Source organism: Streptomyces sp. GL_140 (assembly GCF_057834465.1).
The window spans coordinates 1,288,165-1,314,474 of the sequence record NZ_CM174404.1 but is presented as its reverse complement, the minus strand read 5'-3'; the positions used below and the strand labels follow the sequence as shown (position 1 = coordinate 1,314,474).

Here is a 26,310-nt window from a genome sequence, read left to right as displayed (position 1 = left end):
TGTCAGACCAGGTCGAGGAGCTGCTTGAAGGAGCCGCCGCAGCCGCGGTACGAGTCGACCAGACGGATCTCCAGGATCCAGTGGGCCCGCCATCCCCCTCCCACGGTGCGGCGCAGCGGCTGATCGTTGTCCGGGCCGATGAAGCACTCGGGCCGGATTCCGCAGGCGCCGCAGGTGCCCGAAGCCGGGGCCTGTCCGCTGAGGCGGCCGACGTGCCACGTGCCGAGCGTCCGGCCCGCCCGGGCGGCCAGGGACCGGACCTCCGCCTGCAGCTGTCTGCCGGTGATCCCGTCCTCCCCGAGGAACACCTCGCGGGCCGCCGCGCCCACCCCGGCCAGGTCCTCGACGAGCCGGTGCCGGCCCGGGTCGTCGCCGAGGACGACGGTACGGGCGAAGTCGGTCTCGTGCCCCGCCAGGAGCGGCCCGAAGTCCAGTACGACGGTCTCGTCCACGCCGATCACGCGATCCGGCGGCTCCTGCCCGTACGGGAGCACCGTGTGCGGGCCCGAGCGCACCATCCGTCCCGGCCGGCCCGCGCCGGGGCCGAAGACGCCCTCCGCCACCTCCCTGACCAGGGCGTCCACCTCGCGCTCGGTGCGGCCCGGTACGACGAGGCCACCCCGCTCCACCTGCGCGAACACGGCCTGGGCCATCCGCTGCGCCTCCACCAGCCGCAAGGCCCGTAGCCGCTCGTCCATCCGGTCGGGAACCGCCATGGTGCTCTCCCTCTTCCTGCCGCCGGTGCGCTCGACCTGTCGGGAGCCCCATCAGTCAACGCCGCCGCCCACCGGATGTGCAGTGGTTGCCCCACCAGTTCCCGAGCCCGGAACCCGGCCGTGACCTGGCGATACCTATGAACCACGCCCGGCGCGCCCCCGCCCCCGGAGGCGCGGATGCGGCCCCGGGAGGCGGTGTCGTACCGACCGGGCAGACGATGGATCTGTGGAGACCGGTGCCGGATGAACGAGCGCAGCCCCGTCGACGAGCTGATCAGCGGCGCCGCGCAGGCGGCCGGCGGCTGGCTCGGCGCGCTGCCGGTCGCGATGGTGGCCACCAGCGCCGACGGAACCATCGTGCGCTGGAACCAGGTCGCGCAGGAATTGCTCGGCTACGCCCCGCCGCAGATGCTGGGGCGCAACATCGCGGACCTCCTCCATCCGGGATCCGATCGCAGCCTGGGCCGCTCCCTGTGGGAAGCCGCGGCTGCCGGACGGGGCGTGATGGGCACGGTGACCGCCTGGCACCGCGACGGGCACCCCCTGGAGGTGGAGATCTGGGCCTCGCCGGTGTCCGACCGCCGGCACGGCGCGGCCACGGTGCTGGCCTTCGCCGCCGACGCCCACGCGGCACGCCGTATCCGGGGGTCGTCGGCGGTGTGGGACGGCCTGTTCGCCCGCTCCCCGGTCGGCATCGCGATCCTCGACTCGCAGCTGCGGTTCCTGCAGGTCAACGCCGCGCTCGAAGTCATGAACGGCCTGCCGGAATCGGCACACGTAGGACGTCGCCTGGCCCAGATCCTCCCGGAGGTGAACGCCCGCGAGATGGAGGAGGCCATGCTGCAGGTGCTGGAGACCGGGCGGCCGGTCCTGGACCGTCGCCGTACCGGACGGACCCCGGCGGAACCGGACCACGACCGTGTGTGGTCGTGCTCCTACGTCCGGGTGGAGGATCCCGCCGGCATGTCGATCGGCGTCATCGCCTCGCTCGTCGACATCACCGAGCAGCAGCGCGACCACCTCGAAGCCGAAGCCGCAAGGCGCCGGCTCGCCATGCTCAGCGAGGCCAGTATCCGCGTCGGCTCCAGCCTCGACCTGGAGCGCACCGCTCAGGAACTCGCCGATCTCGCCGTACCGCGCCTCGCCGACGCCGTCACCGTGGACGTCCTGGACGCGCTGGCGCGCGGGGACGAGCCCGGCATGGGGCTGACCGGCGGGGTCGCCCTGCGGCGCCTCGGCAAGGCCCCGTTGTCCGGATCCAAGGTGACCGACGTCCTCGCCCCCCTCGGCAGGACGCTCCTCTTCCCCGTCGCCGCCCCCTACACCCAGGCCCTCGTGGCCCGGCACCCCTTCCTGACCAGCCGTCTCGACGAACAGGCCGTCGCCCCCGCCGCCCGGTACTCAGCCGAGCCCGCACAGCTGGTCGCGGTGGGCGTGCACTCACTGGTCATGGTGCCCCTGGTGGCCCGGGACACGGTGCTCGGAGTCGCCACCTTCTACCGCACCCGCCCGGTCGGACCCTTCGGATCCGAGGACGTCACCCTCGCCGGTGAACTCGCCGCCCGCGCCGCGCTCAGCATCGACAACGCCCGGCTCTACCACCACGAGCACGACACAGCGGTCGTCCTCCAGCGCAGCATGCTCCCGCAGCACATCACCTCGCCGCCCGGCATCGCGGTCAGCCACCGCTACCTCCCCGCGAGCGACGTCAACGAGATCGGCGGGGACTGGTACGACGTCCTGCCCGTGTCCGGCGGCAAGGCCGCCCTGCTCATCGGCGACGTCATGGGGCACGGCATCGCCGCCGCCGCGGTCATGGGCCGGCTGTCCGCCTCCGTACGGGCCCTCGCGCGCCTGGACCTTTCGCCCGTACGGCTGCTGCACCAGCTGGAAGCCGTCCTCGGCGATCTGGCCGAGCCGATGCTGGCCACCTTCCTGTACGTCGTCTGCGACCCGGCCACCGGACAGTGCACCGTCACCCGGGCCGGACACCCGCCACCCGCACTCGTGCTCCCCGACGGCACGGTCCGGCTCCTGGACACCCCGCCCGGCGTCCCCCTGGGGGTCGGGGGCGTCGCCTTCACTCCCACCGAGATCACCGTGCCTCCCGGCAGCCTCCTGGTGCTCTACACCGACGGACTGATCGAAGCCCGGGGCAGTGACCTCGACGAGCGGCTCGCCGAGCTGACGCGACTGCTCGCGGATCCGCAGCGGCAGCTGGACCACCTGTGCGACTCGCTGATCACCCACCTGGTTCCGGCGGCGGCCGACGACGACGTCGCGCTCCTGGTCGCCTGCATTGGCGCGGTGGCGTGAGGCGGATGCCGCAGGCGTACGTCAGCGGGCGGTGCCCCGGGGGACGGCGAAGCGGGTCAACCGGGCCGAGCCCGGCGCGAGTTCCCGCCAGGGGCCGGGGCAGGCGAGCACCGCGATCGCGGACGTCGGGAACTTCTGGGACAGGCGCTCGAGCTCCTGGGCCTCCGTGGGGTCCGCGGCCTCCCCGGCGAGCCTGACGGCCAGATCCTCCAGGCCCGGGTTGTGGCCGACGAGCAGCAGCGTCCGTACCTCCTCCGGCACTTCGGACACCACCTCCAGCAGGTCCTCCGGCTCGGCGGCGTACACCCGCTCGTCGAAGCGCACCGGGACCTCGGCGCCCAGTTGCCCGGCCGCCAGCGCCCAGGTCTCGCGGGTCCGCCGGGCGGTGGAACAGATCACCAGCGCGGGCGCGCAGTCGGCGTCGCGCAGCCAGCGGCCCGCCGCGGGCGCGTCCCGCAGACCGCGCGGGCCCAGCGGCCGCTCGTGGTCCGCGACGTCGGGCCAGGCGGATTTGGCGTGGCGCAGCAGCACCAGGCGGGCGGCGGATCGGGTGCTCATGACCTCGGCCTCATGACCTCAGCCTCGCACGGTCCCCGCTCCCCGGTCCACGGTGTCGAGGGGCCCGGGTCACTGGCCCTGCCAGATGCTCCGGTACGCGTCCTGGTAGCCCCGGGGATCCCAGGACGTGGCCCCGCCGCTGTTCTCGGCCGTCACCACGTGAGCGGGTGCGACGTAGCCGCTGGCGGGCCGGCCGGCGAAGGCGCGGTTGAGCTCGTCGACGATCTGCCACCCCTGCTGCGCCAGCGGTTCGGGGATGGTGGCGGCCTGGAAGCGCCGGCTGTCGATGCGCTGGAAGGCGGAAGGATCGCCGTCGCCCGCGCCGATGTTGAAGGGCGGCCCCTCGCCGGGGCGTCCGGCGGCCTGCAGCGCGGGGGCGGCGTCGGCGAAGTAGAGGTCGTTGATCGCGACGGAGTGGGTCCATTGGTCCCGGAAGCGGGAAATCAGGGAGGAGACCTCCCTCGGGGTGCGCTGACTCGCGTCCGGGATCGGGATGTTCTCGGTCGTCAGCAGCGTCACTCCGGGGCAGGTGGCGAGCTGTCGTTTGATCAGCTCGGACTTGTTGCGGGCGAACGGGATGGAGTCGTCGGTGAAGAGGACGACCCCGGCGTTGCCCCCGGAGCGGGCGATGACCCAGTCCGCGGTCACCCTGGCGACCTCGTCCACCTTCGTGGTGATGTTGGTGAACAGCCGGGGATTCGTACTCGGTCCGGGGGAGTCGACCGCGTGCCAGCCGATCAACGGGATTCCCGCGGCCGCTGCCCGCGCGGTCTGCTCCGCGGTGAGCAGCGGATCGAAGCCGCCGATGACGATGCCCGAGGGCTTGAGGGTGACCGCCTGGCTGAGCGCGGCCTGGATACCCGCGGGGGTGCCGTCCCCGTCGATCACCCGGACCTGCCAGCCGATGGCCGCCGCGGCTTCCCGGACGCCCTTGGCGACTCCGGCTACACCGGGGTTGGTCATGGTCTGGGCGACATAGACGACGGTCTTGTCGGGAACCGCCCGGGGGCCGGTCGTAGGGCCGTCCCAGGCGAGGCCCGTACGCTCGGCCCGTTCGACGGCCTCCTTGGCCCGTCCGAGTGCGGCCGGGCAGCCGGCGGCCGGGGACGAGGCCGCCGCAGAGGTCCGCGACGAGTCGCCTCCGCAGCCCGCGACGAGAGTGGCGGCGGCCGCCCAGAGGGCCGCGGCCGCGAGGACGCCGGTGCGATTCGGGTACACGGTTCTCCTGATGGTCCTGACGCTCCTGACCGGGCGGTGACTGGTTCTACGGGGATCCGGCGGCCCGCGCCGCCGACGGCCCGGGAGGTTCCTCGGGCAGGGCAGGCTCGGTCGCGGCCCGTGTGCGCAGCCGCCTCCTGGCCGCGTAGCCGGCCAGGCCGACCGCCATCAGCAGCGTGCCCCCGTTGAACAGCGGCGTGGCCCAGAACTGGGCACCGAGCTGGCCGATCCCGGCGAGCCCGACGGCGAGCACACTGACGGCCACCAGCGTTCCGAGGGCGTTGGCGCGGCCGGGCCTGATCGTGGTGGAGCCGAGCAGCGCGCCGACGAAGGCGGGCAGCAGGTAGTCCAGGCCGACGCTTGGGTTGCCGATCTGCTGCTGCGCGGCGAGCAGGACCCCCGAGACGCCCACGACCAGGCCCGATCCGGCGAAGGCGTAGACCGAGTACCTGTGGGCGGGGATGCCGATGATGCCGGCGGCGCGGGGGTTGGAACCGACGACGTACAGGTACCGGCCGAAGGGCAGCCGTTCCAGCACCACCCAGAGGACGACGACGGCGGCGAGGACGTAGAAGGCGGGCACGGGCAGACCGAGGAAACGGGCGTCGTAGAGGCCGGTGAAGGAGGCCGGAAGGCCCTTCGGGCCGGGCACGATCCGGCTGCCGTCAGTGAGCCATCCGGTGAGCGCGTACATGATGCTGCCGGTGCCGAGCGTGGCGATGAAGGAGTCGATCCGGGCGAATTCGACGACGGCACCGTTCAGGGCGCCGACCAGCGCCCCGCCGAGGACGACGGCGAGAGCGGCGAGCGGCCAGGGCGTCCCCGCCTCGACGACGAGGTACATCACCAGCACGTGCGCCAGGCCCAGCCCGTACCCGATGGACAGGTCGAACTTGCCGGTCACGATGGGGATCGTCGCCCCGAGTGCGAGGAGGGCGGGGACCGACTGGTTGGAGAGGATCGAGGACACGTTCTCCCGGGTGGGGAAGGTGTCCGGAAGGACGATGGAGAAGACCAGGAAGAGCAGGACGGTCAGGGCCGGCAGGCCATAGGTTCCGATGACGTGTCCGCGCGGGGACCGGGGGGTCACAGGGCCTTCGTGCTTCCGGTGATCGCGGGCATGGCCGAGGCGGCACGGGTGAGTTCGGCGGGCGTCAGCGCGCCGCCCGAGAGCTCGGCCACCACCGAACCGCGTACGAAGACCAGGGCGCGGTGGCAGAGGTCCGCGACCTCCTCGAAGTCGCTGGACACCAGCAGGACCGCCAGCCCCTCGGAGGCCGCTTCGTCGAGGAAGCGGTGGATCGCCGCCTTGGCGCCGACGTCCACGCTCGCGGTCGGCTCCTCCAGGATCAGCAGCCGCAGCCGCCCGCGGAGCGCCCGGCCGAGCACCACCTTCTGCTGATGGCCGCCCGACAGGGTGGCGAAGGGCACCTCGCTGTCCGGGGGGCGCACCGAGAAGCGTTCGATCAGGGCCGCGGCCTCGCGCCGCTCGCGCCGCGGGCCGAGCCAGCGCCACGCCGGCACACCGGCCGCCCGCGGGTTGGCCAGGAAGTTCTCCCGGACCGTCAGATCGGGTGCGCAGCCCTCCTCCTGGCGGTTCGCACCCACGAAGCCGACCCCCCGGCCGAGTGCGGCGGCCACGGTGCGCGGGTGGTATGGGCGCCCGTCGAGCACCGCCCGCCCGCCGAGCAGGGGCAGCGCGCCGGCCAGGGCGCGGCCCAGGTGCATGTGGCCGGCGCCGGTCAGCCCGACCATGCCGAGGATCTCCCCGGGCGCCAGATCCAGGCTGACGGGCCGGGTCCGCCGCGTCGTCACGGAGTCGAGGCCCAGCCGGGGAGGACGGCCGGTGGGCACGGCTGCGGCGGGCCCGCGCCGGGCCGGTGAGCCGCCCGCGATGTCGTGGACCAGACGGGCGGGACCGTAACCGGCCAGCGGCCCCGCGCTGACGAGGCGGCCGTCGCGCAGAACGGCGAACGCGTCGGCGACCCGGTACACCTCGTCGAGCCGGTGGCTTACGTACAGGACGGCGTGCCCCCGGTCGCGCAGTGCGTGCAGGACGTCGAAGAGCCGGGCGCAGTCCGCGGCGGGCAGCGTGGCGGTCGGCTCGTCGAGGACGAAGAGCTCCGTCCGTCGCGCGAGGGCTCGGGCGATGGCCACCAGGGAACGCTCGGCAGGAGCCAGGTCCGCGATCCGGGCGTCGGCGTCCAGGTGTCCGGCGACGATCCGCAGGGCCTCGGCGCACTGCTCCCGGGTCCGCCGCCAGGAGATCAGGCCGTGGCGGCGCGGGTAGCCCGTCCCCAGGGCGATGTTCTCGGCGACGGTCATCCACTCGACCAGACCGAGGTCCTGGTGGATGAAGGACATCTTCCCGGAGGCGGCTACGGACCCGAGCGGGTGCCCGGCCACCGTCACCTCGCCCTCGTCGGCCCGGTGGACCCCGGCGAGCACCTTGATGAGCGTGGACTTTCCGGCGCCGTTGGGTCCTAGGAGGGCGAGCACGCTGCCGCGGTGGAGGTCAAGGCCGACCGCCTCCAGTGCGACGGTGCCGCCGAACCGCTTGCCGAGACCGCGTATCCGCACGAGCGGTTCCCCGCCGAAGTGACCGTGCGGGTGGCTCGTCGAGCTGTCGGAAGCGTCATGAGCGTCATGCACGGATGTCTCCGGGGCCGACCTCGGATCCCCCTCTCGGGAGGGCGGGACAGGGAGGATGCTAATCGGAGCCGGGGGCAATCACGTGCATGACGGTCATGACGCCGCGTCCAGCGCGCATTCGGCCCAGATGACCTTGCCGTGGGGGGTGTAGCGGGTGCCCCACGACCGGGCCAGCTGTGCGACGAGGAACAGGCCGCGCCCGCCCTCGTCCGTGTTGGTGGCCTGCCGCATGTGCGGGGCGGTGCTGCTGCCGTCGGAGACCTCGCAGATCAGGGCCCGGTCGTGGACCAGGCGCACCCGGATCGGCTCGGTCCCGTAGCGGATGGCATTGGTGACCAGCTCGCTGAGCAGCAGCTCGGTCGCGAACGCGAGCTCGTCCAGCCCCCAGTCGGCCAGCTGGCGGGTCACGGCGGCGCGGATGTCGGACACCCGCGCGGGATCGGCCGGCAGGTCCCAGGCCGCGATGCGGTCGGCCGGCAGGGTGCGGGTGCGGGCGACGAGCAGGGCGATGTCGTCCGAGGGATGCTCGGGCGCCATGGCGTCCATGACCGCCCGGCAGGTGTCCTCGGGGCTCCGGTCCGCGTGGGCCAGGGTCTGCCGCAGCCTCTCGAGGGCGACGTCGATGTCGCGGTGGCGGTCCTCGACGAGCCCGTCGGTGTAGAGGACGAGGGTGCTGCCCCGGGGCAGCTCGATCTCGGCCGTCTCGAAGGGGAGGCCGCCCAGGCCCAGCGGGGGTCCGGCGGGCAGGTCGGGGAAGCTCACGCTGCCGTCGGGATGGACGAGGGCCGGCGGAAGGTGGCCGGCCCGGGCCATGACGCACTGTCGCGAGGTGGGGTCGTAGACGGCGTACAGGCAGGTTGCGCCGACGATGCCGGTGCTGCCCCCGGTGGGGTCGTCGCACTCCTCCCGGTCCAGGCGCACCAGGAGGTTGTCCAGGTGGGTGAGGAGCTCGTCGGGGGCGAGTTCCAGCTCGGCGAAGTTGCGTGCGGCGGTCCGCAGCCGCCCCATCGTGGCGGCGGCGTGCAGCCCGTGGCCGACGACGTCGCCCACGAGCAGGGCTACGCGGGCCCCGGACAGGGGGATGACGTCGAACCAGTCGCCGCCCACTCCGGACTCGGCGGGCACGTAGCGGTGGGCGACCTCGACGGCGCTCTGCTCGGGCATCCCGCGCGGGAGCAGGCTGCGCTGGAGGGCCAGGGCCAGGGTGTGCTCGCGGGTGTAGCGGCGGGCGTTGTCGATGCACAGGGCGGCGCGGGCCGCGAGTTCCTGGGCCAGCCGGCTGTCGTCGTCACCGAAGGGGGCGGGGTCCTGCGCGCGGTAGAAGCTCGCGATGCCCAGCAGCACTCCGCGGGCCAGCAGCGGGACGGCGATCAGGGAGTGCACGCCGCGCGCCATGACCCGCCGGGCGCGCTCGGGGTCCTGGGCGATCCAGCCGGCCGCGGACCGCAGCTCGGGCTCCAGGAAGGCGTGCCCTTCGGTCAGGCAGCGCATGATGGGGTTCCCGGGGATGAGCTCCACCTGCTGTCCGGCCGGGTAGAAGGGGCAGTCGTCGCGGATGCCGTGGACCACCGTCCGGTACAGGCCGGTCCCGGCACCGGCGGGGTCGTCCCCGCGCAGCACCGCCTCGGGCAGGTCGACGGTGACGTAGTCGGCCAGGGCCGGGACCGCCATCTCCGCGAGCTCGCGGGCGGTTCGGCCGACGTCCAGGGTGGTGCCGATGCGGGTACTGGCCTCGGCCAGCAGTTCCAGGCGGCGCCGCGCCTCGATGGCGTACTTCCCTACTTCCGGCTCGCCCACCAGCACCAGGCCGCGGACCGTGGCGGGGCGGGGCTCGGCGGTGCCGGACGGCGGTCCGACGGTGTGGGGCGGCGGTCCGACGGTGCCGGACGGCGGTCCGACGTGGGAGAGGACGGCATGGGAGGGGGCGGGGTGGGAGAGGTCGGCGCGGGGCGAGACGGAGAGGTGGTGGACCGGCGGCGCGCTGCTCCTGAGCACGGCCTCGACGACCATTCCCTCCACCCCGGAGAGGCTCGTGACCGGGCGGCTCAGCAAGGTGGCCTCCCGGCCGTGCGGGAGCGCCACGTCGACGGCCGCCTGCCGGGACTCGGAGATCAGCTCGGTGGCCCTGTCCTTGAGGATCGCCTGATCGCGCGGGTCCAGCTCGGGACCGACCAGCTCGTCCAGTCCGTCCCATCCGTTCAGCCCGGCCGACTCGGCCGACCCGGCGAAGTGCCCGTCCCGGGCGCCCCTGCCCGGCAGGGTGCGCCGTTCGGCATCGAGGTACGCCCGCAGCAGCCCGCGCTCGCGCTCCGAACTCTGCTCCGTCAGCCGCCGCTCGATCGTCGCGGCGGCCCGGCGGAGCAGGAGGGCCAGGGCCGGGCGCTCGTAGGCGTGCGGGTAGCCGAAACAGAGCACGCCCGCGATGCGCCCGCTGATCTGATCGCGGATGGGGATGGCGCAGCAGGCGTTCGACTGGGCGCGTTCGGCGAAGTGTTCCGCGCCGTAGACCTGAATGGGTCCCCGTTCGGCCAGCGCGAGGCCGATGCCGTTGGTCCCGGCGAACCGTTCGGCGAAGACGAAGCCCGGGACGGTCTGGATGGGGGGAAGGCTCCGGGCCAGGGAGGGCTCGCCGAAGCGGCGTTGGAGCACCGTGCCGTTCGCGTCGGCGACGCAGATGTTCATCCGGCTGCCGGAGAACCGGGACTGCAGCTGGTCGAGGACGGGTCCGGAGGCACGTACGAGTCGGCTGTCCGGATCGAAGTCGTCCCGGTAGGGCAGCTCGGTCTGGTCCGGGGACAGCCCCAGCAGCCGGCAGCGCAGCCACGAGCTCAGGATCGGAGTCCTCACCCCGGTCGCGACCGATTCGCCCACCATGAACCGCTCACGGGAGCGTGCGGGACCGATCGGCTCTCCCGTGACCCCCATCTGCATCACTTCCCCTGGCCCGACGCGGGTCGGTGCTGGTCCGTGTAGTCCGTAGTAGTCCGTGCGATGAAAGTTGCATCAGTGCGTTTTGAGTATATTCCCGGCCATTTGCCCTTCACAGGAGAGCGACCGGATTGACCGGCGATCCCGTCCCGCCGGGGACGTTGAGGGGAGTCACGACGATCATGAACTCGTAGCGTCCCGCTTCGGCGCACGCGGCGGACAGCGCCTCCAGGTCCACGTTGTCCAGCAGGGGCACCCCCATGGCCGCGATGGCGAGGGCGTGGACGGGGGAGTGCAGGCCCTCGACCGGGGAGGGCCGGACGTCGCTGTCCCCGTCCGCGCCGAGCAGGCTGATCGCACGCTCGGCCAGCAGCGGCATCGCGTCCACGTGGAAGCCCGCGCTCGCCGCGTCCACGTCCCACGGGCCCAGCTCGCGACGGCGCCGGAACCGGCCGGAGCGCAGCAGCACCGCGCATCCGTCGTCGATCCGGACGCCGAGCGCCCGCTCGGCGGCGACGACGTCATCGGCGCGGACCGCGTGTCCGGGCTCCAGCCAGTCGGCCCCGAGGACGGCGGGCAGGTCGAGGAGGACACCCTTGGTGACGAGCGGGCCCAGCGCCGCCACCGAGCCGAAGCGGGCGCCGCCGGAGCCGATGACCTCGCGCGCCGGGTGGCCCCCGTAGAGCAGCCCCCGGTAGGCGATGTGTGACAGTGCGTCGACGTGGCTGACCGCCTTGCCGTGGTAGTCGACGCCGAGGAAGTCCTTGTGGGCGGCCGGTTCAGGGGGCTCCACATCGCCGAGGTCGGACATGTAGTGCAGGGCGGGCCTGGCGTTGTCGGGGCCGGGCCGGGTGTTCCAGGGCAGCCCCATGGACACCGTCGTACCGTCCCGGACGAGCGCGGCCGCCCGTCGTACGTGGTCCGGTCCGACCCGGTTCCAGGCCCCCCGGTCGGCCGGGGTCCAGCGGCCCCACGTACGGACCGAGGCGAAGAGGGCGTCGAACTCCCGACGGGAGATCCGGGGAGCCTGCGCGGGGTCGGTGCTCATGGGGTGTGCGGCGCTCCAGACTCGGCGGGGCGGGGCGGGGGCGGGTGCGGCCCGCCGGTTGCGCATCCCTACCCGCTACCGGCAGCGGCCGGACGTCCGCGGGGTCCGGTGAACCTGAGTGGCGGCCATGCCTCCGGGCGGGGCAGGCTGTACTCATGAGAGCGCCCTTGCGCTCGCCCCCGGGGGCCGGCGGCCGCCACCAGGTCCCTTTCACCCTCGCGGAGTGGGTGCCCTTCGCGATCGCCCTGCTGGTGCTCGTCATCGAGCTCACGCCCGCGCACGTCGTGTACACCGGCCCCCTGCTGGTGGCGACCCCCGCCCTGGCGGCGGTGACGATGGGTCCCAGGGGCACCCTCGCGGCGGCCGCGGTGGCCGTCGGCGTCAGTGTGATCAACGCCAGCCACAACCATGCCTGGGGCGGCCAGCAGGTCTACACGAACTTCTTCGCCCTGTTCCTGGTCACGGTGGCCAGCTTCATGACGAGCCGCGCCGCGCGCACGCGCCGGGAGATCGAGCTCAACCAGGTCCGCCGGATCGCCACGGCCGCCCAGGACGTCCTGCTGCGGCCCGTGCCGGCCCGGCTGGGCCCCGTACGGGCCGCCAGCATGTACCTGGCGGCCGAGTCGGGCGCGCAGATCGGCGGTGATCTGTACGACGCGGTCCAGACCCGGTACGGGGTCCGGATGATCGTCGGGGACGTCCGGGGCAAGGGACTGCCCGCCGTACGGGCCGCCGCGGTCGTGCTGGGCGCGTTCCGGGAGGCCGTGCACTACGAGGACGACCTGGTGGAGGTCATGAACCACTGCGGGGAGGCCCTGCGGCGGGACGCCGTCATGGCGGGCCGGGGCGGGGTCGGCGGCGACGTCGAGTGCCTGGAGGCATTCGTCACCGCGGTCGTGGCCCAGATCCCGGACAGCCACGACGTCGAGGTGATCAACCGGGGCCACCCGCCGCCACTGCTGCTGCGCGACGGTACGGTCCGCTCCCTGGTGCCCACGGCCCCGCTGCCGCCGCTGGGCCTCGAGGAATTCATCAGCGGTCCTCCCGGGCGGCCGGACAGCTATCCGTTCGCGCCGGGGGACCGGCTGCTGCTGCACACCGACGGGGTCATCGAGGCCCGCGACCGGGACAAGGCCTTCTTCGACCTGCCCGGGGCCATGACGGCCATGTGCGACCACACCCGCCAGGCGTTCCTGGAGGGCCTGCGCCAGTCCCTGCTCCGCCACACGCAGGGCCTCCTGGCGGACGACGTGGCGATCATCGTCGCCGACCGCCTCGAGGACGAGGCCAACCCGGCCGCCCCCGGCCTGCGGTGACCCTAGGGGGCGAGCCGGAAGAGGGCTTCGGTGGTGGGGGTGCCGGGAGCGGGTTGGTAGACGATGAGCTGTTGGCCCGGGGCGGCGCGGACGTCGAAGGACTGGTAGGTCACGGTCAGGGGGCCGACCGCCGGGTGGTGCAGGTGCTTGGTGTCCTGGGTCTTGCTCAGGACGTTGCTCCGCAAGGGCTCGTTGCGGCTGCTGCACGTGTGGAACATCCTGCAAGCCGTCGGCAATGTCGTGAGCCTTCTCGACGATGTCGAGGAAATCGTGGGCGAGCACGTCCACCACCTGAACGCAGTGGGGGACCAGATCCACGCGGAGTTCCCGAACCTGACGGTCCAGGTGGATGCCGAGAAGAGCGTGTCCGTGGCCGGTGTCCTGGTCGAGGCCTCGCGCCACGCGGACTTGATGGTGATGGGCGGCCGGCGGGCACCCAGCTACCTCGGACCCACCCTCGGGCGGGCGACGCACAGCCTGATCCACCACGCGCACTGCCCCGTGCAGCTCATCCCGCGCAGCAACCACGAGCACGGGACAGAGTCGTGACGGACCCGGGTAGACGTCATGAGATCGTCGTCGGAATCGCCCCGGTCAGGGACTGGCATCTGACGCTGGCCTGGGCGGTGGACGAGGCCCGGCGGTGCCGGCTTGGATTGCGGCTGGTCGCAGCCGTACCCCTGCGGCACCACATGCGGCACGTCGACGACACGCAGCGCACCATCGCCTTGCACCAGGCCGCCTCGGAGACTCTCACTGACGCTGCTGCCTGGAGCATGGAGCGCCACCCAGAGGTCGAACCGGTCGTGGATCTGGTCGAGGGGTATCCCGCTCCGTCGATAGGCCGGTTGTCCGGGCACAGGCCCGCATGGCCGTCCTCGGTTCACGTCGCCTGAGCCGTACGGAGGAGTTCTTCAGCGCCGGTTCCCTTGTCGTCCCCGTCACGGCGCAGGCGCACTGTCCGGTCGTTGTAGTGGGCGACGCCGAGCACGTGACACAGCAGCCACCCTACCTGGATCGGTCGTCCACGGGCTGCTGCACCGGGCACACTGCCCGGTGATCACGGTTCACACAACGCGAGGACCGTCGTGACGATGCCCGCCCCCGCAAGGACCACAGGGGCATGACGGAGGCAGAGGCGCCGTGCTGGCTCGCGGAACACGGCCGCGACGAGGCGGCGGCTGCACGACATCGCAGAGCAGCTCGACGACGAGCGTACGCACCGTGTCCCTGTCGATCCGGATGCTCTGATCAAGCAGCTGGAAGAGCTTGACGGCTGGGAACCTGGCTGGCATGTGGACTGCGGGCTGGGACGGCTCATGGCGTTGGCATGAGCTCAACCGCAACCTGCGACGCCGAGCCGAGCGGAAGCGGGTCCACACCGCATCCTGAGTCGCTGAGAGCCAAGGGGGCTCAGGTTCAGGGCCCTCTCCGCCGTAGAACTCATCGCCAGGGTCACCCGACTTACCGCTCCTCTTCGTCAACACCGGGGGTCAATTGATCACCGCGGGCAATGCATTTGGCCATCGACGGGACCGCGCAGCAGGCGGTCGCGCGCCTCTGAGCGTAGATCGCTCACGGCAGACGGCGACGGGCCCGGCAGGACTGGAACATCTCGCAGGTGCATGCCAATCTACGACCTCCCCGATCATCCCGCGTTCCAGGGTGCTCTGTATTGCGCCACCTCGTCGTCCAAGGAGTGCAGCTGCTTTGCGAATTCCGTTCGTCTGCTCAGGGGTGGCCCCGGGGCGGCCTAAGGGCTTGCAGATCATCAAGGTGTTGCTTCCCGACCTGGGGCTCGTTGGTCTGGTATGCGCATCCCGGACGAGCTCCGTGACCAACTCTCCGCGAAGTTCGCGGTGTTGTTCCCGCATCTAGACGAGCGGCAGCGACGGCTGTTGATGGGGGCCGAGGCCAGGCTTCTGGGGCATGGTGGAATCCGCGCTGTCGCTCGGGCGGCTCAGGTCAGTGAGACGACGGTCCGCGATGGCGTGTTCGAGCTGGAATCCGGCGACGAGCCGTTGGGGCGGGTCCGGCGTCCCGGCGGAGGACGCAAACGGGTCGCCGATCTAAACCCGGGGCTGCGGCCGGCACTGCTGGCGCTGGTCGAGCCCGAGGAGAGAGGCGACCCGATGTCGCCGCTGCGGTGGACTGTGAAATCGACCCGTACGATCGCGGCGGAGCTGGCCCGGGCCGGGCACCGGATCAGCGCCGATACCGTGGGCGACCTGCTGCGGGAGGAAGGCTTCAGCCTGCAGTCCAACGCGAAGACGCTCGAGGGTAACCAGCATCCTGACCGGGACACCCAGTTCCGCTACCTCAACGAGCAAGCCCGCGACCACCGGGACGCCGGCCAGCCGGTCATCAGCGTGGACACCAAGAAGAAGGAACTCGTCGGCGACTTCAAGAACAGCGGCCGCCAGTGGCGTCCCGCTGGCGAGCCCGTCCCGGTCAGCGTCCACGACTTCGCCGACCCGCAGCTGGGCAAAGCCGTCCCCTACGGGATCTACGATCTGACCGCGAACACCGGCTGGGTCAACGTCGGCACCGATCACGACACCGCCGCGTTCGCCGTGGAATCCATCCGCCGCTGGTGGCACGACCAGGGCCAGGCTGCCTACCCGCGAGCGACACGGCTCCTGATCACCGCCGACGCCGGCGGATCCAACGGCTACCGCACCCGGGCATGGAAGCTCGAGTTGGCTCAACTCGCCGCTGATGCCGGGCTGACGATCACCGTGTGCCACCTACCACCGGGCACTCAATGCCGTTGCTTGAACTCGTCAAGCAGTTTGCAGTGACGTAGGAGGACTGTGGTCGTTGGGCCCGGCATGCATCCGTGGGTGGGGTCTTCCGATCATGTGCGACTGGGCGTGGTGACCCGGTGGGTGACTCCGGAACTGGTGGCCGAGGTGCTGGAGCAGTGCGGGGTCAGGGACAAGAAGCCCTGCGCGCTTCCGGCCGGGTTCATGGTCTACTTCACGCTTGCCCTGGCGCTGTTCCAGCAGGACTCCTATGACGATGTGGCTGAGCAACTTGTCGGCAATATTGGGGAGTTGAGTGGGTGCATTCCAGACAAGTCCTCGTTCACGCGGGCGCGTCGGCGTCTGGGGCCGCTGGTCCTGGAGACCGTGTTCCGCGAGCTGGCCGCCCCGTTGGCCGCCGTCGGCCTGGAGGGTTCCTTCTACCGTGGGATGCGGCTGGCCGCGGTGGACGGGTTCGTGCTGGACGCGCCGGACACACCGGCCAATCGGACCGTGTTCGGTGGGCCGGTCAAGAACGCCCAGCCGGCGGGGTTTCCGCAGGTGCGGGTGGTGACGCTGACCGAGTGCGGCACACATGCCCAGATCGACGCGGCCGTGGGCGGCTTCAACGGCGGCGAGCGGGAGCTGGCGATCGCTCTGGCGGCCTCGGCGAGCAAGATGCTCGTCATCATGGACCGGGGCTTCCCCGGGGTCGAGTTGTGGAAGGCGTATCTCGGAGCCGGGGCCCATCTGCTGATCCGGGCCCGCTCGCCGGTGGCGCACCGGCCGGTCGAGCATCTGCCGGACGGAAGCTACCTGGGGCGGATGAGCCTGGCCGGCCAACGGGCCTCGCATCCTGGCGGGGTGCTGGTCCGAGTGATCGAGTACCGCGTCGACGGCGGCGAGGTGGTCAGACTGCTGACCGACCTGATAGACGTCGAGGCCTATCCGGCGGCGGAGTTGGCCCGGCTCTACCATGCGAGGTGGGAGGCGGAGTCTGCGTTCCGGCAGATCAAGACGTTCCAGCGAGGCCCGGCCGAGGTCCTTCGCTCGGGAGACCCGGATCTGGTGCGGCAGGAGGTCTGGGCGCACCTGGTCGTGCACCACTGCCTCACACGGGTCATCATGTCGCTGGCTGACGACAACGGCATCGACCCGGATCGGGTCTCGTTCGTCAAGGTCCTCAAGCACACGCGGCGCAGCGTGGTCCGCCAGTGCGCGGATACGCCCAAGAAGATCAAGAGGTTCCTGGCCACGCTGGCGACGAAGGTACACCGCAAGCTCGACAACGGCGCCAGGCGCCTGCGCGCGGCAGACCGGCACCTCAAGCGTCCGGACTCGAAGTACTCCTCAAAGCTCTCCTACCGAATCAACACCCGCGACCGGCAGCCGACACGACGGGTCGCACCCAAGGTCATCACCCTGAAGCCCGCGATAGTTCAGTGAGTCAAGCAACGGCATTGACCGGGCACTTCGAAGTGGAACAAGATCGAGCACCGGCTGTTCTCGCACATCACCATGAACTGGAGCGGCCGCCCGCTGACCAGCCACGAAGTCATCGTGCAGTCGATCGCCGCGACTACCACCCGCACCGGACTGCGCGTGAGGGCCGAACCCGACACCAACACCTACCCGACCGGAGTCCGTATCAAAGACGCGGAGATGGCCGCCCTGCCGCTGACCCGGCACGCGTTCCAGGGCGCCTGGAACTATGCACTGCACCCCCAGCCATCACCTGTCATCCCGGCGGCCGGGGCCCCGCAGACGCCGTATCCGGAGTGGAACCAGGCCGTGCTCTCCGATCCCGCACTGACCGGGATGACCCTCCAGCAACTGAGCGACCTCACCGAGATTCTGGCCCCGGATGGGGATATCCGGCGCGGCCGCCCGCCCCGGCTGGCCTTCCCCGACCAGGTCCTGGCCACCGTGCTCCACCTACGGGCCGCCCTGGCCGCGGAACCCCTCGCCGTGCTGTTCGGCACCAGCCGCACCGCAATGCACCGCACCCTCTTGAAGAACCGGCGACTGCTCGAGGCACAGGGCATCACCATCCCACCGGCGACAACCCCACCCACGGCCCTCGCCGCCCTTCAGGCCCGGGTCCAGGCACAGACCAGCGAGGACAACAAGATCAAGACGACGTGTTAATGATCTGCAAGCCCTTAGTGGTGACCAGCGGGAGTACCCGACGGCTCGTGTATGCGGCGCGTCCGGGCGATGCCGTCGGCGGAGGTGCGGAATATAGCGCACAATCACCGGTTTCCGAAACCGGGGATTGCGCGGACCATTGCCTCTGTTCGCGGCTGCTGCACTTGGCGGTGGGGCGAAGCCAACTCAGCTGTCCACCCGCCGTGGTGGTCCCATCGCAATGCGCTGTCCTGGCTTGCGATCGCGGCCGCCCTGATGTGCAGAGATGAGAGGAAGCATGGCTCGCCCGCCTGCCTTGAAGCTAGCGGAGGTCTTGGCGGAAATCCGCATGAGTCCGTCGGCGTTCTATCGGATGCGTGCACGGGGTAACGCGCCCAGCATGATCAAACTGCCAAATGGTGAACTCAGGTGTCGTCGCTCCGATCTGGATGCCTGGTGGGAGGCTTGCGAGAAGGATTCTGACACTTGGCGCTGAGTTACAACGTTCGCTTCTGGGACATACGTGAGCGCCCGGATCGGCGTAAGCCATTCATGGTGCGGTGGACGGTCAGCGGGCTCGAAAAATCAGAGTCGTTCATGACCTTCGGCCTTGCCGAGAGTCGGCGTTCGAAGATGATGACGGCAGCCCGCGAAGGCGAGGCATTCGACGAAGAGTCGGGACTGCCGGCGTCGGAGCTGCGAGCGCTTCGGCAAAAGAAGACTTGGTACGACCTCGCGCATGAGTACATCGAGCAGCGGTGGGCTCGGACGCCCGGGAACACGCGTCGAACCCTTGCGGACGCGTTTGCCACCGTTACCCCCGCCTTGGTTCGTCCGGGAACCGTATATCCGGAGCCGCGGGTGCTGCGGAGGGCGCTGTACTCCTACGCATTCAACAAGAAGGCGTGGGAGCAGGAGCCTCCCGAGGAGTGGAGGAAGGCGCTCGATTGGGTCAAGAGGAATTCCCTGCCCCTTGGTTCGCTGAATGAGGCCGTCGTCATGCGTCGAGCGCTGGACGCACTGTGCTTCAAGCTGGATGGGAAGCCTGCTGCGGCCAAGACCACGCGTCGCAAGCGGTCGGCGTTCAGCGAAGTGCTCAACATGGCCGTGGAGAACGGCTACTTCGTCGACAACCCCCTTGCGGGGATCAGGTGGAGTGCTCCGTCGGTCGAAGATGAGGTCGACCCGGCTTCTGTGCCCAACCCGCTCCAGGTTGGTCGTTTGCTTTCGGCGGTGGGGCAACAGCGGGGCCGTGGCCCCCATCTCGAGGCGTTCTTCGGCTGCATGTACTTCGCGGCGATGCGGCCGGCTGAGGTGATTCACCTCCGTCTCGAGCAGTGCCACTTGCCTGAGACAGGCTGGGGTTTGCTCAACCTGACGGGTGGCGTTGTAACGGCGGGCAAGGACTGGACGGACGACGGCGAGGTCTACGAAGTCCACTCGCTCAAGCGCCGTGCCGCGACGGCGACCCGACCTGTACCCATTCCGCCGCAGTTCGTCCGCGTCCTGCGTGCCCACGTGGAGCGCTTCGGTGTTGCCCCGGACGGGCGGCTGTTCCAGAACCAGGCGGGCAACTATGTGGAGGCGGCGGCGTACGGGATCACGTGGTCGAGGGCGCGGGAGTACGTCCTGACCCGCACGGAGCTCGCGGCCGGTCTGGCGAAGCGGCCCTACGACCTCCGGCATGCCGGGATCTCGTTCTGGCTCCACTCGGGTGTCGACCCTGCTGAGTGTGCTCGGCGGGCCGGTCACAGCATCCACGTCCTGTTCCGGTACTACGCCAAGTTCCTCGATGGCGTTCAGGAGCAGGCCAACCGTCTCATCGAGCAGTCCATGGAGGAGTGGGACCGCGTCAGCAAGGGCGTGCCACCCACCCCGTGAGCCGAGTTTGGTCCGTGACTGGTCCGGAACAGCCGGTCTGGAGTGGGAGACGGGTGGGAGGAACTGGGAGGAACAGGAAAAACTGAAATCCGCGTGGAGCGGGTCGCGCCAACGGCGCCTGACGGGCAAAAGCCCAGGTCAGGCGCCGTTTCTCGTGCTCCTAGAAGAAGCCGAGCTTCTTCGGCGAGTACGAGACGAGGAGATTCTTCGTCTGCTGGTAGTGCTCCAGCATCATCTTGTGGGTCTCGCGGCCGATGCCGGACTGCTTGTAGCCGCCGAAGGCCGCGTGGGCGGGGTAGGCGTGGTAGCAGTTGGTCCAGACGCGGCCCGCCTGGATCGCGCGGCCCGCCCGGTAGGCCGTGTTGATGTCGCGGGTCCAGACGCCGGCGCCCAGGCCGTACGCCGTGTCGTTCGCGATGCGCACGGCGTCGTCGAAGTCCTGGAAGGAGGTCACCGAGACGACCGGGCCGAAGATCTCCTCCTGGAAGATCCGCATGCGGTTGTCGCCCTCGAAGATGGTCGGCTGGACGTAGAAGCCCCCCGCCAGCTCGCCGCCGTGCTCCACGCGCTGACCGCCCGTCAAGATCTTCGCGCCCTCCTGCTGGCCGATCTCCACGTACGACAGGACCTTCTTCAGCTGCTCCTCCGACGCCTGCGCGCCGATCATCGTGTCCGTGTCCAACGGGTGCCCCGGCACGATCAGTTCCGTGCGCGCCACGGCCGCGTCGAGGAAGTCGCCGTAGCGGCCGCGCTCGATGAGCGCGCGCGAGGGGCTGGTACACACCTCGCCCTGGTTGAGGGCGAACATGGTGAAGCCCTCCAGGGCCTTGTCGCGCAGGTCGTCGTCCGTGGTCCAGATGTCGTCGAAGAAGAGGTTGGGGCTCTTGCCGCCCAGCTCCAGCGTGACCGGCTTCAGGTGCTCCGCCGCGTACTGCATGATCAGCCGTCCGGTGGAGGTTTCCCCGGTGAAGGCCACCTTCGCCACGCGCGGGCTGGAGGCCAGCGGCTTGCCGGCCTCCTCGCCGAAGCCGTTGACGATGTTCACCACGCCCGGCGGCAGCAGGTCGGCGATCAGGCTCATCCAATAGTGCACGGACACGGGGGTCTGCTCGGCCGGCTTGAGCACCACCGTGTTGCCGGCGGCGAGCGCCGGGGCCAGCTTCCAGACCGCCATCAGGATCGGGAAGTTCCACGGGATGATCTGCGCGACCACGCCCAGGGGTTCGTGGAAGTGGTAGGCGACCGTGTCCTCGTCGATCTGGCTCAACGCGCCCTCCTGGGCGCGCAGGGCCCCCGCGAAGTAGCGGAACTGGTCGATGGCGAGCGGCATGTCGGCGGCCAGCGTCTCGCGAATGGGCTTGCCGTTCTCCCAGGTCTCCGCGACCGCGAGGGCCTCCAGGTTCTGTTCCATCCGGTCCGCGATGCGCAGCAGCAGTGTGGAGCGCTCGGTGATCGAGGTGCGTCCCCACGCGGGCGCGGCGGCGTGCGCCGCGTCCAGTGCGCGCTCCACGTCCTCGGCCGTGCCGCGGGCGACCTCGGTGAAGGTCTCGCCGGTGACGGGGGAGGGGTTGGGGAACCAGCGGCCGAGGGCCGGTTCCACGTACTCGCCGCCGATGAAGTGGCCGTAGCGGGACGCGTACGTCATGAGCGCCCCTTCGGTTCCGGGCGCAGCGTAACGGGCCATGGTGGTCCTCCCCTTGCCGGGCGCCGGCCTCCGTCGGACGGCGCTCGCGGTGAGGCTAGGGGCGGACAGGTTGCGGGTACGTTGCACGGCCGCGCGGCAAGCCCCGCGAGGAGGAGGCGCGTTGGGCCCTGGGGGCGGCCTGCGGAGCGGGATCGGGCACGGACGCCCCGAGCACCGGGAGCGCCGGCTGCCCGAGTTCCGCGTCCAGGGCCCGTACGCGGTCCAGCGCGGCCGTCCGGTCGCCGGCCGGCAGCGCCGCCGCCAGGGCCCGCCACACCTCCGGGTCCTCCGAGCCCCACGGACTGCACACCCAGTCGGTCAGCAGCCCCGCGTCGGCCCGCGCGATCACGGCCGCCCGCGCCTGGTCCTCGATGCGCCGCCGCAACCGGACGATCCCCGGCGCGGTGGACGCGGGCAGCAGGGGGCCCGAGTAGCGGGCCAGCGCGGCCGAGACCGCCCCGGAGGCCAGGTGGCGGGTGACGGCGGTGAAATCGGCATCCAGCGGCGCGGCCGTGCGGTAGGGGCGGGAGAGCGGGGCCCCGGGCCCCAGCAGACCGCGCAGCCGTGACATTTCGGCGCGCAGGGTCACCGGGGACACCGACTCGTCCTCGTACAGGGCGATCGCCAGCTCGTCCCCCGACAGGCCCTCCGGATGGTGGGCGAGCAACGCCATGATCTCGCTGTGCCGCCGCCCGAGCCGGACCTCGCGGCCGTCGCCGACCAGCAGCGCCTCGTCCCGGCCGAGCGCGGTGAGGCTGTCCCCGGCGGCCGTCGGGACCGCGGGAGCCAGCAGCGCCAGCTGGGCCTCCGCCGCGCGCGCCACCGCCCGTACGAAGGCGAGGGAGTGCGGATGGGCCAGCCAGTCGCCGCCGGTCACGTCCACGGCGCCGAGCAGCCGGCCCGTGCGCGGGTCGCGGACCGGAGCCGCCGCACAGGTCCACGGATGCACCCGGCGGCTGAAGTGCTCGGCGCCGAAGACCTGGACCGGTTCCCCGACTGCCACCGCCGTGCCGGGCGCGTTCGTGCCCATGTCCGTCTCCGCCCAGCGGGCCCCCGGCACGAAGCCGAGGCCCTCGGCCCGCCGCATCGTGGCGGACGCGCCCTCCACCCAGAGCAGGCTGCCCTGCGCGTCGCAGACGGCCAGCAGGTGTTCCCCGTGCGCGGCGAAGGCCCCCACGAGGTCCCGGAACAGCGGCAGCACCCGGGCCAGAGGATGCTGTTCCCGGTACGCCCGCAGCTCCGCCCCCGCCAGCTCCACCCGGGGCGTGCACTCCGGGCTGACCCGGGCCCGGGCGCAGCGGCGCCAGGACCTCGCGATGACCGCCCGGACCGGAGCCTCGACCCGCCCGTCCAGGGTGAACGCCGCGTGGGCCCGTCGCAGTTCCCGCGCCCGCCGGACGGGATCGGCCCCGCCCGGCAGAGCCACCGAAGGATCGTCCATGTCGCCCTCCCGTGGAGCCGCGGTGCCCTGGTGCCCGGCGCGCCCCCATAGTCGTCCGGCTCCGCCGCCCCGACAAGCGGTACGTCGGCCACTGCGCCGACCAGTCCCCGCCGTGCCCGTGTCCAAGGGGAGCCCATGGCCGGGAACGCGGGAGCGGGGGTGAGCGTTGAGCGGAGTAGTGGCCGACGGAGGAAGAGGTGTCCGCAGATGTCCAAGAGCGGAAAGGTCGCGGTTGCCGGAGTCGCGGCAGCCATCGTGCTGTTCTGGGCGGTCGGGTTCTGGGCGGGACTGCTGGTCCTGATCGGTGTGCCGACGGCTGCCTACCTGCTGTTGGACTCCTCCCAGCGTCGTAGGCTGCGGGGTATCTCAAGAAAGCAGATCGGCCGCTGAGGGCGGCATAAGGGGGGCATGAGCATGGCAAAGGTGGCACAGGTCGCGGCGGTCAGCAGCAACGGTGTCTATTCGTTCACCAAGCCCACGCGCGAGAGCATCACGCTCCTCGAAGGGCTCGGGGTCGAAGGCGACGTCCATGCGGGGATCACGGTCAAGCACCGCTCCCGCGTGGCCCAGGACCCGACGCAGCCGAACCTCCGGCAGGTGCACCTGATCCACCGGGAGCTGTTCGAGGAAGTCGCCGAAGCGGGGTACGAGGTCGCTCCCGGCCAGCTCGGGGAGAACGTCACCACGGAGGGCATAGACCTCCTCGGCCTGCCGACCGGGACGCTGCTGCGCCTGGGCCCGGACGCGATGGTCGAGGTGACGGGCCTGCGCAATCCCTGCCTGCAGATCGACGCCTTCCAGCACGGGCTGCTCAAGCAGGTGGTGGGCCGCGACCAGGAGGGCAATCTGCTCCGCAAGGCCGGGATCATGGGCGTGGTCCACCGGGGTGGCACCATCCGTCCCGGCGACCCCATCGAGATCACGCTCCCGCCGGCCCCGCACGTCCCGCTCGAGCGCGTCTGAGCCGTAGGGGCCCGGTCCCGTGCGTTCACCGGGGACGCGTGGACCAGTACGAGTACCGGTACTGGTTACCAGTACCGGTGCCGGTACTTCGCGGTCCGTCCTCAGGTCGGCCGTACCGCGACGCGGTCCAGCGCCGCCAGCAGTTCCGACAGCTCCGGGATCTGCGCGTCTCCCCCGGAGGGCACCGACAGGACCTCGCCCGGCTCCTCGTCCAGCAGGACGAAGGCCGCCCCGCCCGTGCGGGCCACCAGCGACCACCCGGGCCCGTCCACCCGCAGGGTCCGGGTCTCCTCGCCCGCGAAGGACGACCGGACCCTGCCCGGAGGCGGCGGGCTCTGCGTGTACCCCAGCGCCTCCCTCAGCGCCCGCGCCAGCCCCGGGTGCGAGGCGGCGGCCGCCCCGCCGTCCGTGGCCACGCGCTCGCTCCAGTCGGTCCACTGCCGGGCGATCTGGTCGGCGCCCATCCGCCGCTGCGCCGCCCCCCAGGCCTCGGCCGACGGAGGTGCGAGCGGCACCCGCCCCGTGCCGTCCGCACCCTGCTCCGGATCGTGCGGTTCCGGTATCCCCGCGGCGGACACCGACAGTTCCAGCGGCCAGCCGGCCAGGGAGACCACGATGGAGCGCTCGTCGGGAGACAGGTCGTACTCCATCCCGCAGTCCCACGAGGCGATGGCCATGGCCACGAGGGAGACGTCGTCCACCACGACCGTCCAGCGCGCGCCCTCCTCGTCCTGCCCGAGCACCAGCCCGTATCCGGCCGCCGCCGGGGGTACGCCCAGCAGCGAGCAGGCCTCGGGGAAGTCGTCACCCAGGATGCTCGGGAACTGCGCGGGGGTCAGCAGTACGGCGGTCAGCACGTACAGCGAACCGCCCTCGTCCTCGTCGGACACGTGGCCTCCCGGTAGCTCTCTTGTCGGCGCACCCTAACCAGCGGGTAACCGCCGCGTCGAGAGCTTGCGGGAGGCGATTTCCAAGCCCACTACCTGCACGTAGAGTTGGCCACCCGCCACAGAAAGGGACCCCGGTGCAGCGTTACGACCGGCTGAGGGAGATCCTCCGGCTCGATCCGGACAAGGACTTCCTGGCCATCTACCGGCTCACCGCCACCTACGAGTTCCCCTGGGACTTCACCCGGGCCCTGGAACTGGCCCTCTTCCGGACCTACGCCGTCCCGAGCATCGGCCGGCTGCTCGCCGACACCGCCGAGTTCACCGAACGCTCCCAGAAGCGCTACGACGACACCGCGCTGCTCCTCGACGCCGTCGTCGAGCACGGCTTCGAGTCCGACACCGCGCGCACCGCGATCCGCCGCGTGAACCAGATGCACCGTGGCTTCGACATCACCAACGAGGACATGCGCTACGTCCTGTGCACGTTCGTGGTGATCCCCGCCCGCTGGCTCGACGCCTACGGCTGGCGCCCGCTGACCCACCACGAGCGGCGCGCCTGCGCGAACTACTACGCCACCCTCGGCCGCCACCTCGGCATCACGGACGTCCCGGGCTCCTACGAGGAGTTCGAAACGGCTCTGAACGCCTACGAGGAGGCCCACTTCGGCTGGGACGAGGGCGGCCGGCAGGTCGCCGACGCCACCCTCGAGCTGATGGCCTCCTGGTACCCGGCGCGCCTCGCGCCCGTCGTCCGCCGGGGCAGCCTCGCCCTCCTCGACGAGCAGCTGCTCAGCGCCTTCCGCTACGAGACTCCGCGCCCCGGGGTCCGCAGGCTGGTCCGGGGCGCCCTGCGGCTGCGCGGGTGCGCGGTGCGCCTGCTGCCCCCGCGCAGGGCCCCGCACTACGCCCGCCAGAACCCGGAGATCAGGAGTTACCCCGGGGGCTACGACGTGGGCGAGCTCGGCACGTTCCCCGTGCCCGGACCGGGCGGGTGCCCCGTGCCGCATCCGCGCCGCCCGGCCGGAGCGGAGGCCCAGCCTCCGGCCTGACCCGGACCTGCCTCCGCGGACCCCGGACACGTGGGCGACGTACGACTTCGGTCCGGTCCGCCGTTCAGGACGTGCGGACCGCCAGCGCGAGGAAGCGTGCGTCCTCGTCGGCGTACGAGGTCAGTCGCCAGCCCGAACCCGCCAGCAGGGGGCCGAGGTTGTGCTCGGCGCGCAGATCCCCGGGCGTCAGCGCGCGGCCGTGGCGCGCCGCGAGCGCCGCTCTCCCGATCGGGTGGAACAGCGCGAGCCGGCCGCCGGGACGGACCACGCGGGCGAGCTCGCGCAGGTTGGCCGCGGGCTCCGGCAGGTGGGCGATGAGGCCGGCGGCGAACACGGCGTCCAGCACCCCGTCGCGCAGCGGCAGCCGGACCACGTCCGCGAGCAGCAGCGTGCCCTCGGCGTCCCGGCCGGCGTCCCGCGCGGCGTCGAGCATCTGCGGGGTGACGTCGGCGCCGAGCACGGTTCCCGACGGGCCGACGGCCGCGCGCAGCGCGGTCAGCGCCCGCCCGGTGCCGCAGCCCGCGTCGAGCACCCGGTCCCCGGGCCGCAGTGCGAACTCGGCCACGGCGGCCGTGAAGGCCGGCCCGTCCCCGGGGAACTTGCGGTCCCAGTCGCCCGCGCGCGCTCCGAAGAACTCCTGGACGTGGTGCTGGTCCTGTGCACGCTCCTGCGTGCGGTCCTCGCTCATGTGCCCATGATCCCCCACCCGCGCGCTGGCACATGCCTGCGGAACGTGTGCAAGGTGGCACGCGGTGCGATCGAAGATGAACGTATCTCTG

The 26,310-nt window shown here is 71.5% G+C and carries 21 protein-coding genes and 2 pseudogenes; 11 read left to right on the top strand and 12 right to left on the bottom strand.

Annotation, left to right across the window (positions count from 1 at the left end; all coding sequences use genetic code 11):
* Positions 1 to 2: 2 nt before the first annotated feature.
* Positions 3 to 716 (bottom strand): M24 family metallopeptidase, encoded by a 714-nt coding sequence (locus AC3IYJ_RS06065; RefSeq protein WP_489400315.1) that lies wholly within the window; start codon positions 714 to 716, stop codon positions 3 to 5.
* Positions 717 to 959: 243 nt separating this feature from the next.
* Between AC3IYJ_RS06065 and AC3IYJ_RS06060 the strand changes: the two genes are divergently transcribed.
* The gene (locus AC3IYJ_RS06060) at positions 960 to 3,032 is read left to right on the top strand and encodes a SpoIIE family protein phosphatase (RefSeq protein ID WP_489400314.1); all 2,073 of its coding nucleotides are present in this window, start codon (positions 960 to 962) and stop codon (positions 3,030 to 3,032) included.
* A gap of 21 nt (positions 3,033 to 3,053) precedes the next feature.
* On the opposite strand, the gene AC3IYJ_RS06055 is transcribed toward AC3IYJ_RS06060, so the two are convergent.
* The 6 genes from AC3IYJ_RS06055 to AC3IYJ_RS06030 form a co-directional block, all read right to left on the bottom strand.
* The gene (locus AC3IYJ_RS06055) at positions 3,054 to 3,590 is read right to left on the bottom strand and encodes a SixA phosphatase family protein (RefSeq protein WP_489400313.1); all 537 of its coding nucleotides are present in this window, start codon (positions 3,588 to 3,590) and stop codon (positions 3,054 to 3,056) included.
* A 69-nt stretch (positions 3,591 to 3,659) separates the two neighbouring features.
* Positions 3,660 to 4,808, bottom strand: coding sequence for a substrate-binding domain-containing protein (locus AC3IYJ_RS06050; RefSeq protein WP_489400312.1), 1,149 nt, complete (start codon positions 4,806 to 4,808; stop codon positions 3,660 to 3,662).
* Positions 4,809 to 4,854: 46 nt separating this feature from the next.
* Complete coding sequence (locus AC3IYJ_RS06045; protein WP_489400311.1) at positions 4,855 to 5,898, bottom strand: ABC transporter permease; 1,044 nt, start codon at positions 5,896 to 5,898, stop codon at positions 4,855 to 4,857.
* On the bottom strand, positions 5,895 to 7,460 hold the full coding sequence (locus AC3IYJ_RS06040; protein WP_489400310.1) for a sugar ABC transporter ATP-binding protein: 1,566 nt from the start codon (positions 7,458 to 7,460) through the stop codon (positions 5,895 to 5,897). The genes AC3IYJ_RS06045 and AC3IYJ_RS06040 overlap by 4 nt, the downstream gene beginning before the upstream one ends.
* A gap of 93 nt (positions 7,461 to 7,553) precedes the next feature.
* Positions 7,554 to 10,385 (bottom strand): SpoIIE family protein phosphatase, encoded by a 2,832-nt coding sequence (locus AC3IYJ_RS06035; RefSeq protein ID WP_489402706.1) that lies wholly within the window; start codon positions 10,383 to 10,385, stop codon positions 7,554 to 7,556.
* A 115-nt stretch (positions 10,386 to 10,500) separates the two neighbouring features.
* Positions 10,501 to 11,436, bottom strand: coding sequence for a cyclase family protein (locus tag AC3IYJ_RS06030; RefSeq protein ID WP_489400309.1), 936 nt, complete (start codon positions 11,434 to 11,436; stop codon positions 10,501 to 10,503).
* A gap of 155 nt (positions 11,437 to 11,591) precedes the next feature.
* On the opposite strand from AC3IYJ_RS06030, the gene AC3IYJ_RS06025 reads away from it, so the two are divergent.
* Positions 11,592 to 12,752: a PP2C family protein-serine/threonine phosphatase gene (locus AC3IYJ_RS06025; RefSeq protein WP_489400308.1), complete on the top strand. Its 1,161-nt coding sequence runs from the start codon at positions 11,592 to 11,594 to the stop codon at positions 12,750 to 12,752.
* Positions 12,753 to 12,754: 2 nt separating this feature from the next.
* On the opposite strand, the gene AC3IYJ_RS06020 is transcribed toward AC3IYJ_RS06025, so the two are convergent.
* Positions 12,755 to 12,937, bottom strand: a complete 183-nt coding sequence (locus AC3IYJ_RS06020) for an MmyB family transcriptional regulator (protein WP_489400307.1) — start codon at positions 12,935 to 12,937, stop codon at positions 12,755 to 12,757.
* Between AC3IYJ_RS06020 and AC3IYJ_RS06015 the strand changes: the two genes are divergently transcribed.
* The 6 genes and pseudogenes from AC3IYJ_RS06015 to AC3IYJ_RS05990 all read left to right on the top strand — a co-directional run bounded on the left by AC3IYJ_RS06015 (position 12,927) and on the right by AC3IYJ_RS05990 (position 19,504).
* Positions 12,927 to 13,301 (top strand): universal stress protein, encoded by a 375-nt coding sequence (locus tag AC3IYJ_RS06015; protein ID WP_489400306.1) that lies wholly within the window; start codon positions 12,927 to 12,929, stop codon positions 13,299 to 13,301. The two genes, AC3IYJ_RS06020 and AC3IYJ_RS06015, sit on opposite strands and share 11 nt — an antisense overlap.
* A 1,262-nt stretch (positions 13,302 to 14,563) precedes the next feature.
* Positions 14,564 to 15,514 (top strand): annotated as a pseudogene (locus tag AC3IYJ_RS06010) (ISAzo13 family transposase); the annotation flags it as partial.
* 69 nt (positions 15,515 to 15,583) lie between these two features.
* Entirely contained in the window at positions 15,584 to 16,942 is a 1,359-nt protein-coding gene (locus AC3IYJ_RS06005) for an IS4 family transposase (RefSeq protein ID WP_489402705.1), read from the top strand.
* 18 nt (positions 16,943 to 16,960) lie between these two features.
* Positions 16,961 to 17,644 (top strand): annotated as a pseudogene (locus AC3IYJ_RS06000) (ISAzo13-like element transposase-related protein); the annotation flags it as partial.
* A 277-nt stretch (positions 17,645 to 17,921) separates the two neighbouring features.
* Complete coding sequence (locus AC3IYJ_RS05995) at positions 17,922 to 18,119, top strand: helix-turn-helix transcriptional regulator (protein WP_078632552.1); 198 nt, start codon at positions 17,922 to 17,924, stop codon at positions 18,117 to 18,119.
* The gene (locus AC3IYJ_RS05990) at positions 18,110 to 19,504 is read left to right on the top strand and encodes a tyrosine-type recombinase/integrase (RefSeq protein WP_489400305.1); all 1,395 of its coding nucleotides are present in this window, start codon (positions 18,110 to 18,112) and stop codon (positions 19,502 to 19,504) included. The genes AC3IYJ_RS05995 and AC3IYJ_RS05990 overlap by 10 nt, the downstream gene beginning before the upstream one ends.
* 160 nt (positions 19,505 to 19,664) lie before the next feature.
* Here AC3IYJ_RS05990 and exaC read toward each other — a convergent pair whose 3' ends face one another.
* Positions 19,665 to 21,188, bottom strand: coding sequence for an acetaldehyde dehydrogenase ExaC (gene exaC / locus AC3IYJ_RS05985; RefSeq protein WP_489400304.1), 1,524 nt, complete (start codon positions 21,186 to 21,188; stop codon positions 19,665 to 19,667).
* 55 nt (positions 21,189 to 21,243) lie between these two features.
* On the bottom strand, positions 21,244 to 22,629 hold the full coding sequence (locus AC3IYJ_RS05980) for a GAF domain-containing protein (protein ID WP_489400303.1): 1,386 nt from the start codon (positions 22,627 to 22,629) through the stop codon (positions 21,244 to 21,246).
* A 207-nt stretch (positions 22,630 to 22,836) separates the two neighbouring features.
* On the opposite strand from AC3IYJ_RS05980, the gene AC3IYJ_RS05975 reads away from it, so the two are divergent.
* Both AC3IYJ_RS05975 and AC3IYJ_RS05970 read left to right on the top strand, forming a co-directional pair.
* On the top strand, positions 22,837 to 23,019 hold the full coding sequence (locus AC3IYJ_RS05975) for a hypothetical protein (RefSeq protein WP_330295122.1): 183 nt from the start codon (positions 22,837 to 22,839) through the stop codon (positions 23,017 to 23,019).
* A gap of 18 nt (positions 23,020 to 23,037) precedes the next feature.
* Positions 23,038 to 23,592, top strand: a complete 555-nt coding sequence (locus tag AC3IYJ_RS05970) for an MOSC domain-containing protein (RefSeq protein WP_489400302.1) — start codon at positions 23,038 to 23,040, stop codon at positions 23,590 to 23,592.
* Between the two features lie 101 nt (positions 23,593 to 23,693).
* Here AC3IYJ_RS05970 and AC3IYJ_RS05965 read toward each other — a convergent pair whose 3' ends face one another.
* Positions 23,694 to 24,482 (bottom strand): hypothetical protein, encoded by a 789-nt coding sequence (locus tag AC3IYJ_RS05965; RefSeq protein WP_489400301.1) that lies wholly within the window; start codon positions 24,480 to 24,482, stop codon positions 23,694 to 23,696.
* A 134-nt stretch (positions 24,483 to 24,616) separates the two neighbouring features.
* Between AC3IYJ_RS05965 and AC3IYJ_RS05960 the strand changes: the two genes are divergently transcribed.
* Entirely contained in the window at positions 24,617 to 25,531 is a 915-nt protein-coding gene (locus AC3IYJ_RS05960; RefSeq protein ID WP_489400300.1) for an oxygenase MpaB family protein, read from the top strand.
* A 64-nt stretch (positions 25,532 to 25,595) separates the two neighbouring features.
* On the opposite strand, the gene AC3IYJ_RS05955 is transcribed toward AC3IYJ_RS05960, so the two are convergent.
* Positions 25,596 to 26,219: a class I SAM-dependent methyltransferase gene (locus AC3IYJ_RS05955; RefSeq protein ID WP_489400299.1), complete on the bottom strand. Its 624-nt coding sequence runs from the start codon at positions 26,217 to 26,219 to the stop codon at positions 25,596 to 25,598.
* Positions 26,220 to 26,310 lie beyond the last annotated feature (91 nt).

Excerpts from the sequence above, each read along its gene's own strand:
- AC3IYJ_RS06065 (WP_489400315.1), bottom strand. The coding sequence starts at position 716 with ATGGCGGTTCCCGACCGGATGGACGAGCGGCTACGGGCCTTGCGGCTG.
- AC3IYJ_RS06060 (WP_489400314.1), top strand. The coding sequence starts at position 960 with ATGAACGAGCGCAGCCCCGTCGACGAGCTGATCAGCGGCGCCGCGCAG.
- AC3IYJ_RS06055 (WP_489400313.1), bottom strand. The coding sequence starts at position 3,590 with ATGAGCACCCGATCCGCCGCCCGCCTGGTGCTGCTGCGCCACGCCAAA.
- AC3IYJ_RS06035 (WP_489402706.1), bottom strand. The coding sequence starts at position 10,385 with ATGGGGGTCACGGGAGAGCCGATCGGTCCCGCACGCTCCCGTGAGCGG.
- AC3IYJ_RS06030 (WP_489400309.1), bottom strand. The coding sequence starts at position 11,436 with ATGAGCACCGACCCCGCGCAGGCTCCCCGGATCTCCCGTCGGGAGTTC.
- AC3IYJ_RS06025 (WP_489400308.1), top strand. The coding sequence starts at position 11,592 with ATGAGAGCGCCCTTGCGCTCGCCCCCGGGGGCCGGCGGCCGCCACCAG.
- AC3IYJ_RS06005 (WP_489402705.1), top strand. The coding sequence starts at position 15,584 with ATGCATCCGTGGGTGGGGTCTTCCGATCATGTGCGACTGGGCGTGGTG.
- AC3IYJ_RS05995 (WP_078632552.1), top strand. The coding sequence starts at position 17,922 with ATGGCTCGCCCGCCTGCCTTGAAGCTAGCGGAGGTCTTGGCGGAAATC.
- exaC (WP_489400304.1), bottom strand. The coding sequence starts at position 21,188 with ATGGCCCGTTACGCTGCGCCCGGAACCGAAGGGGCGCTCATGACGTAC.
- AC3IYJ_RS05980 (WP_489400303.1), bottom strand. The coding sequence starts at position 22,629 with ATGGACGATCCTTCGGTGGCTCTGCCGGGCGGGGCCGATCCCGTCCGG.
- AC3IYJ_RS05975 (WP_330295122.1), top strand. The coding sequence starts at position 22,837 with ATGTCCAAGAGCGGAAAGGTCGCGGTTGCCGGAGTCGCGGCAGCCATC.
- AC3IYJ_RS05970 (WP_489400302.1), top strand. The coding sequence starts at position 23,038 with ATGAGCATGGCAAAGGTGGCACAGGTCGCGGCGGTCAGCAGCAACGGT.
- AC3IYJ_RS05955 (WP_489400299.1), bottom strand. The coding sequence starts at position 26,219 with ATGAGCGAGGACCGCACGCAGGAGCGTGCACAGGACCAGCACCACGTC.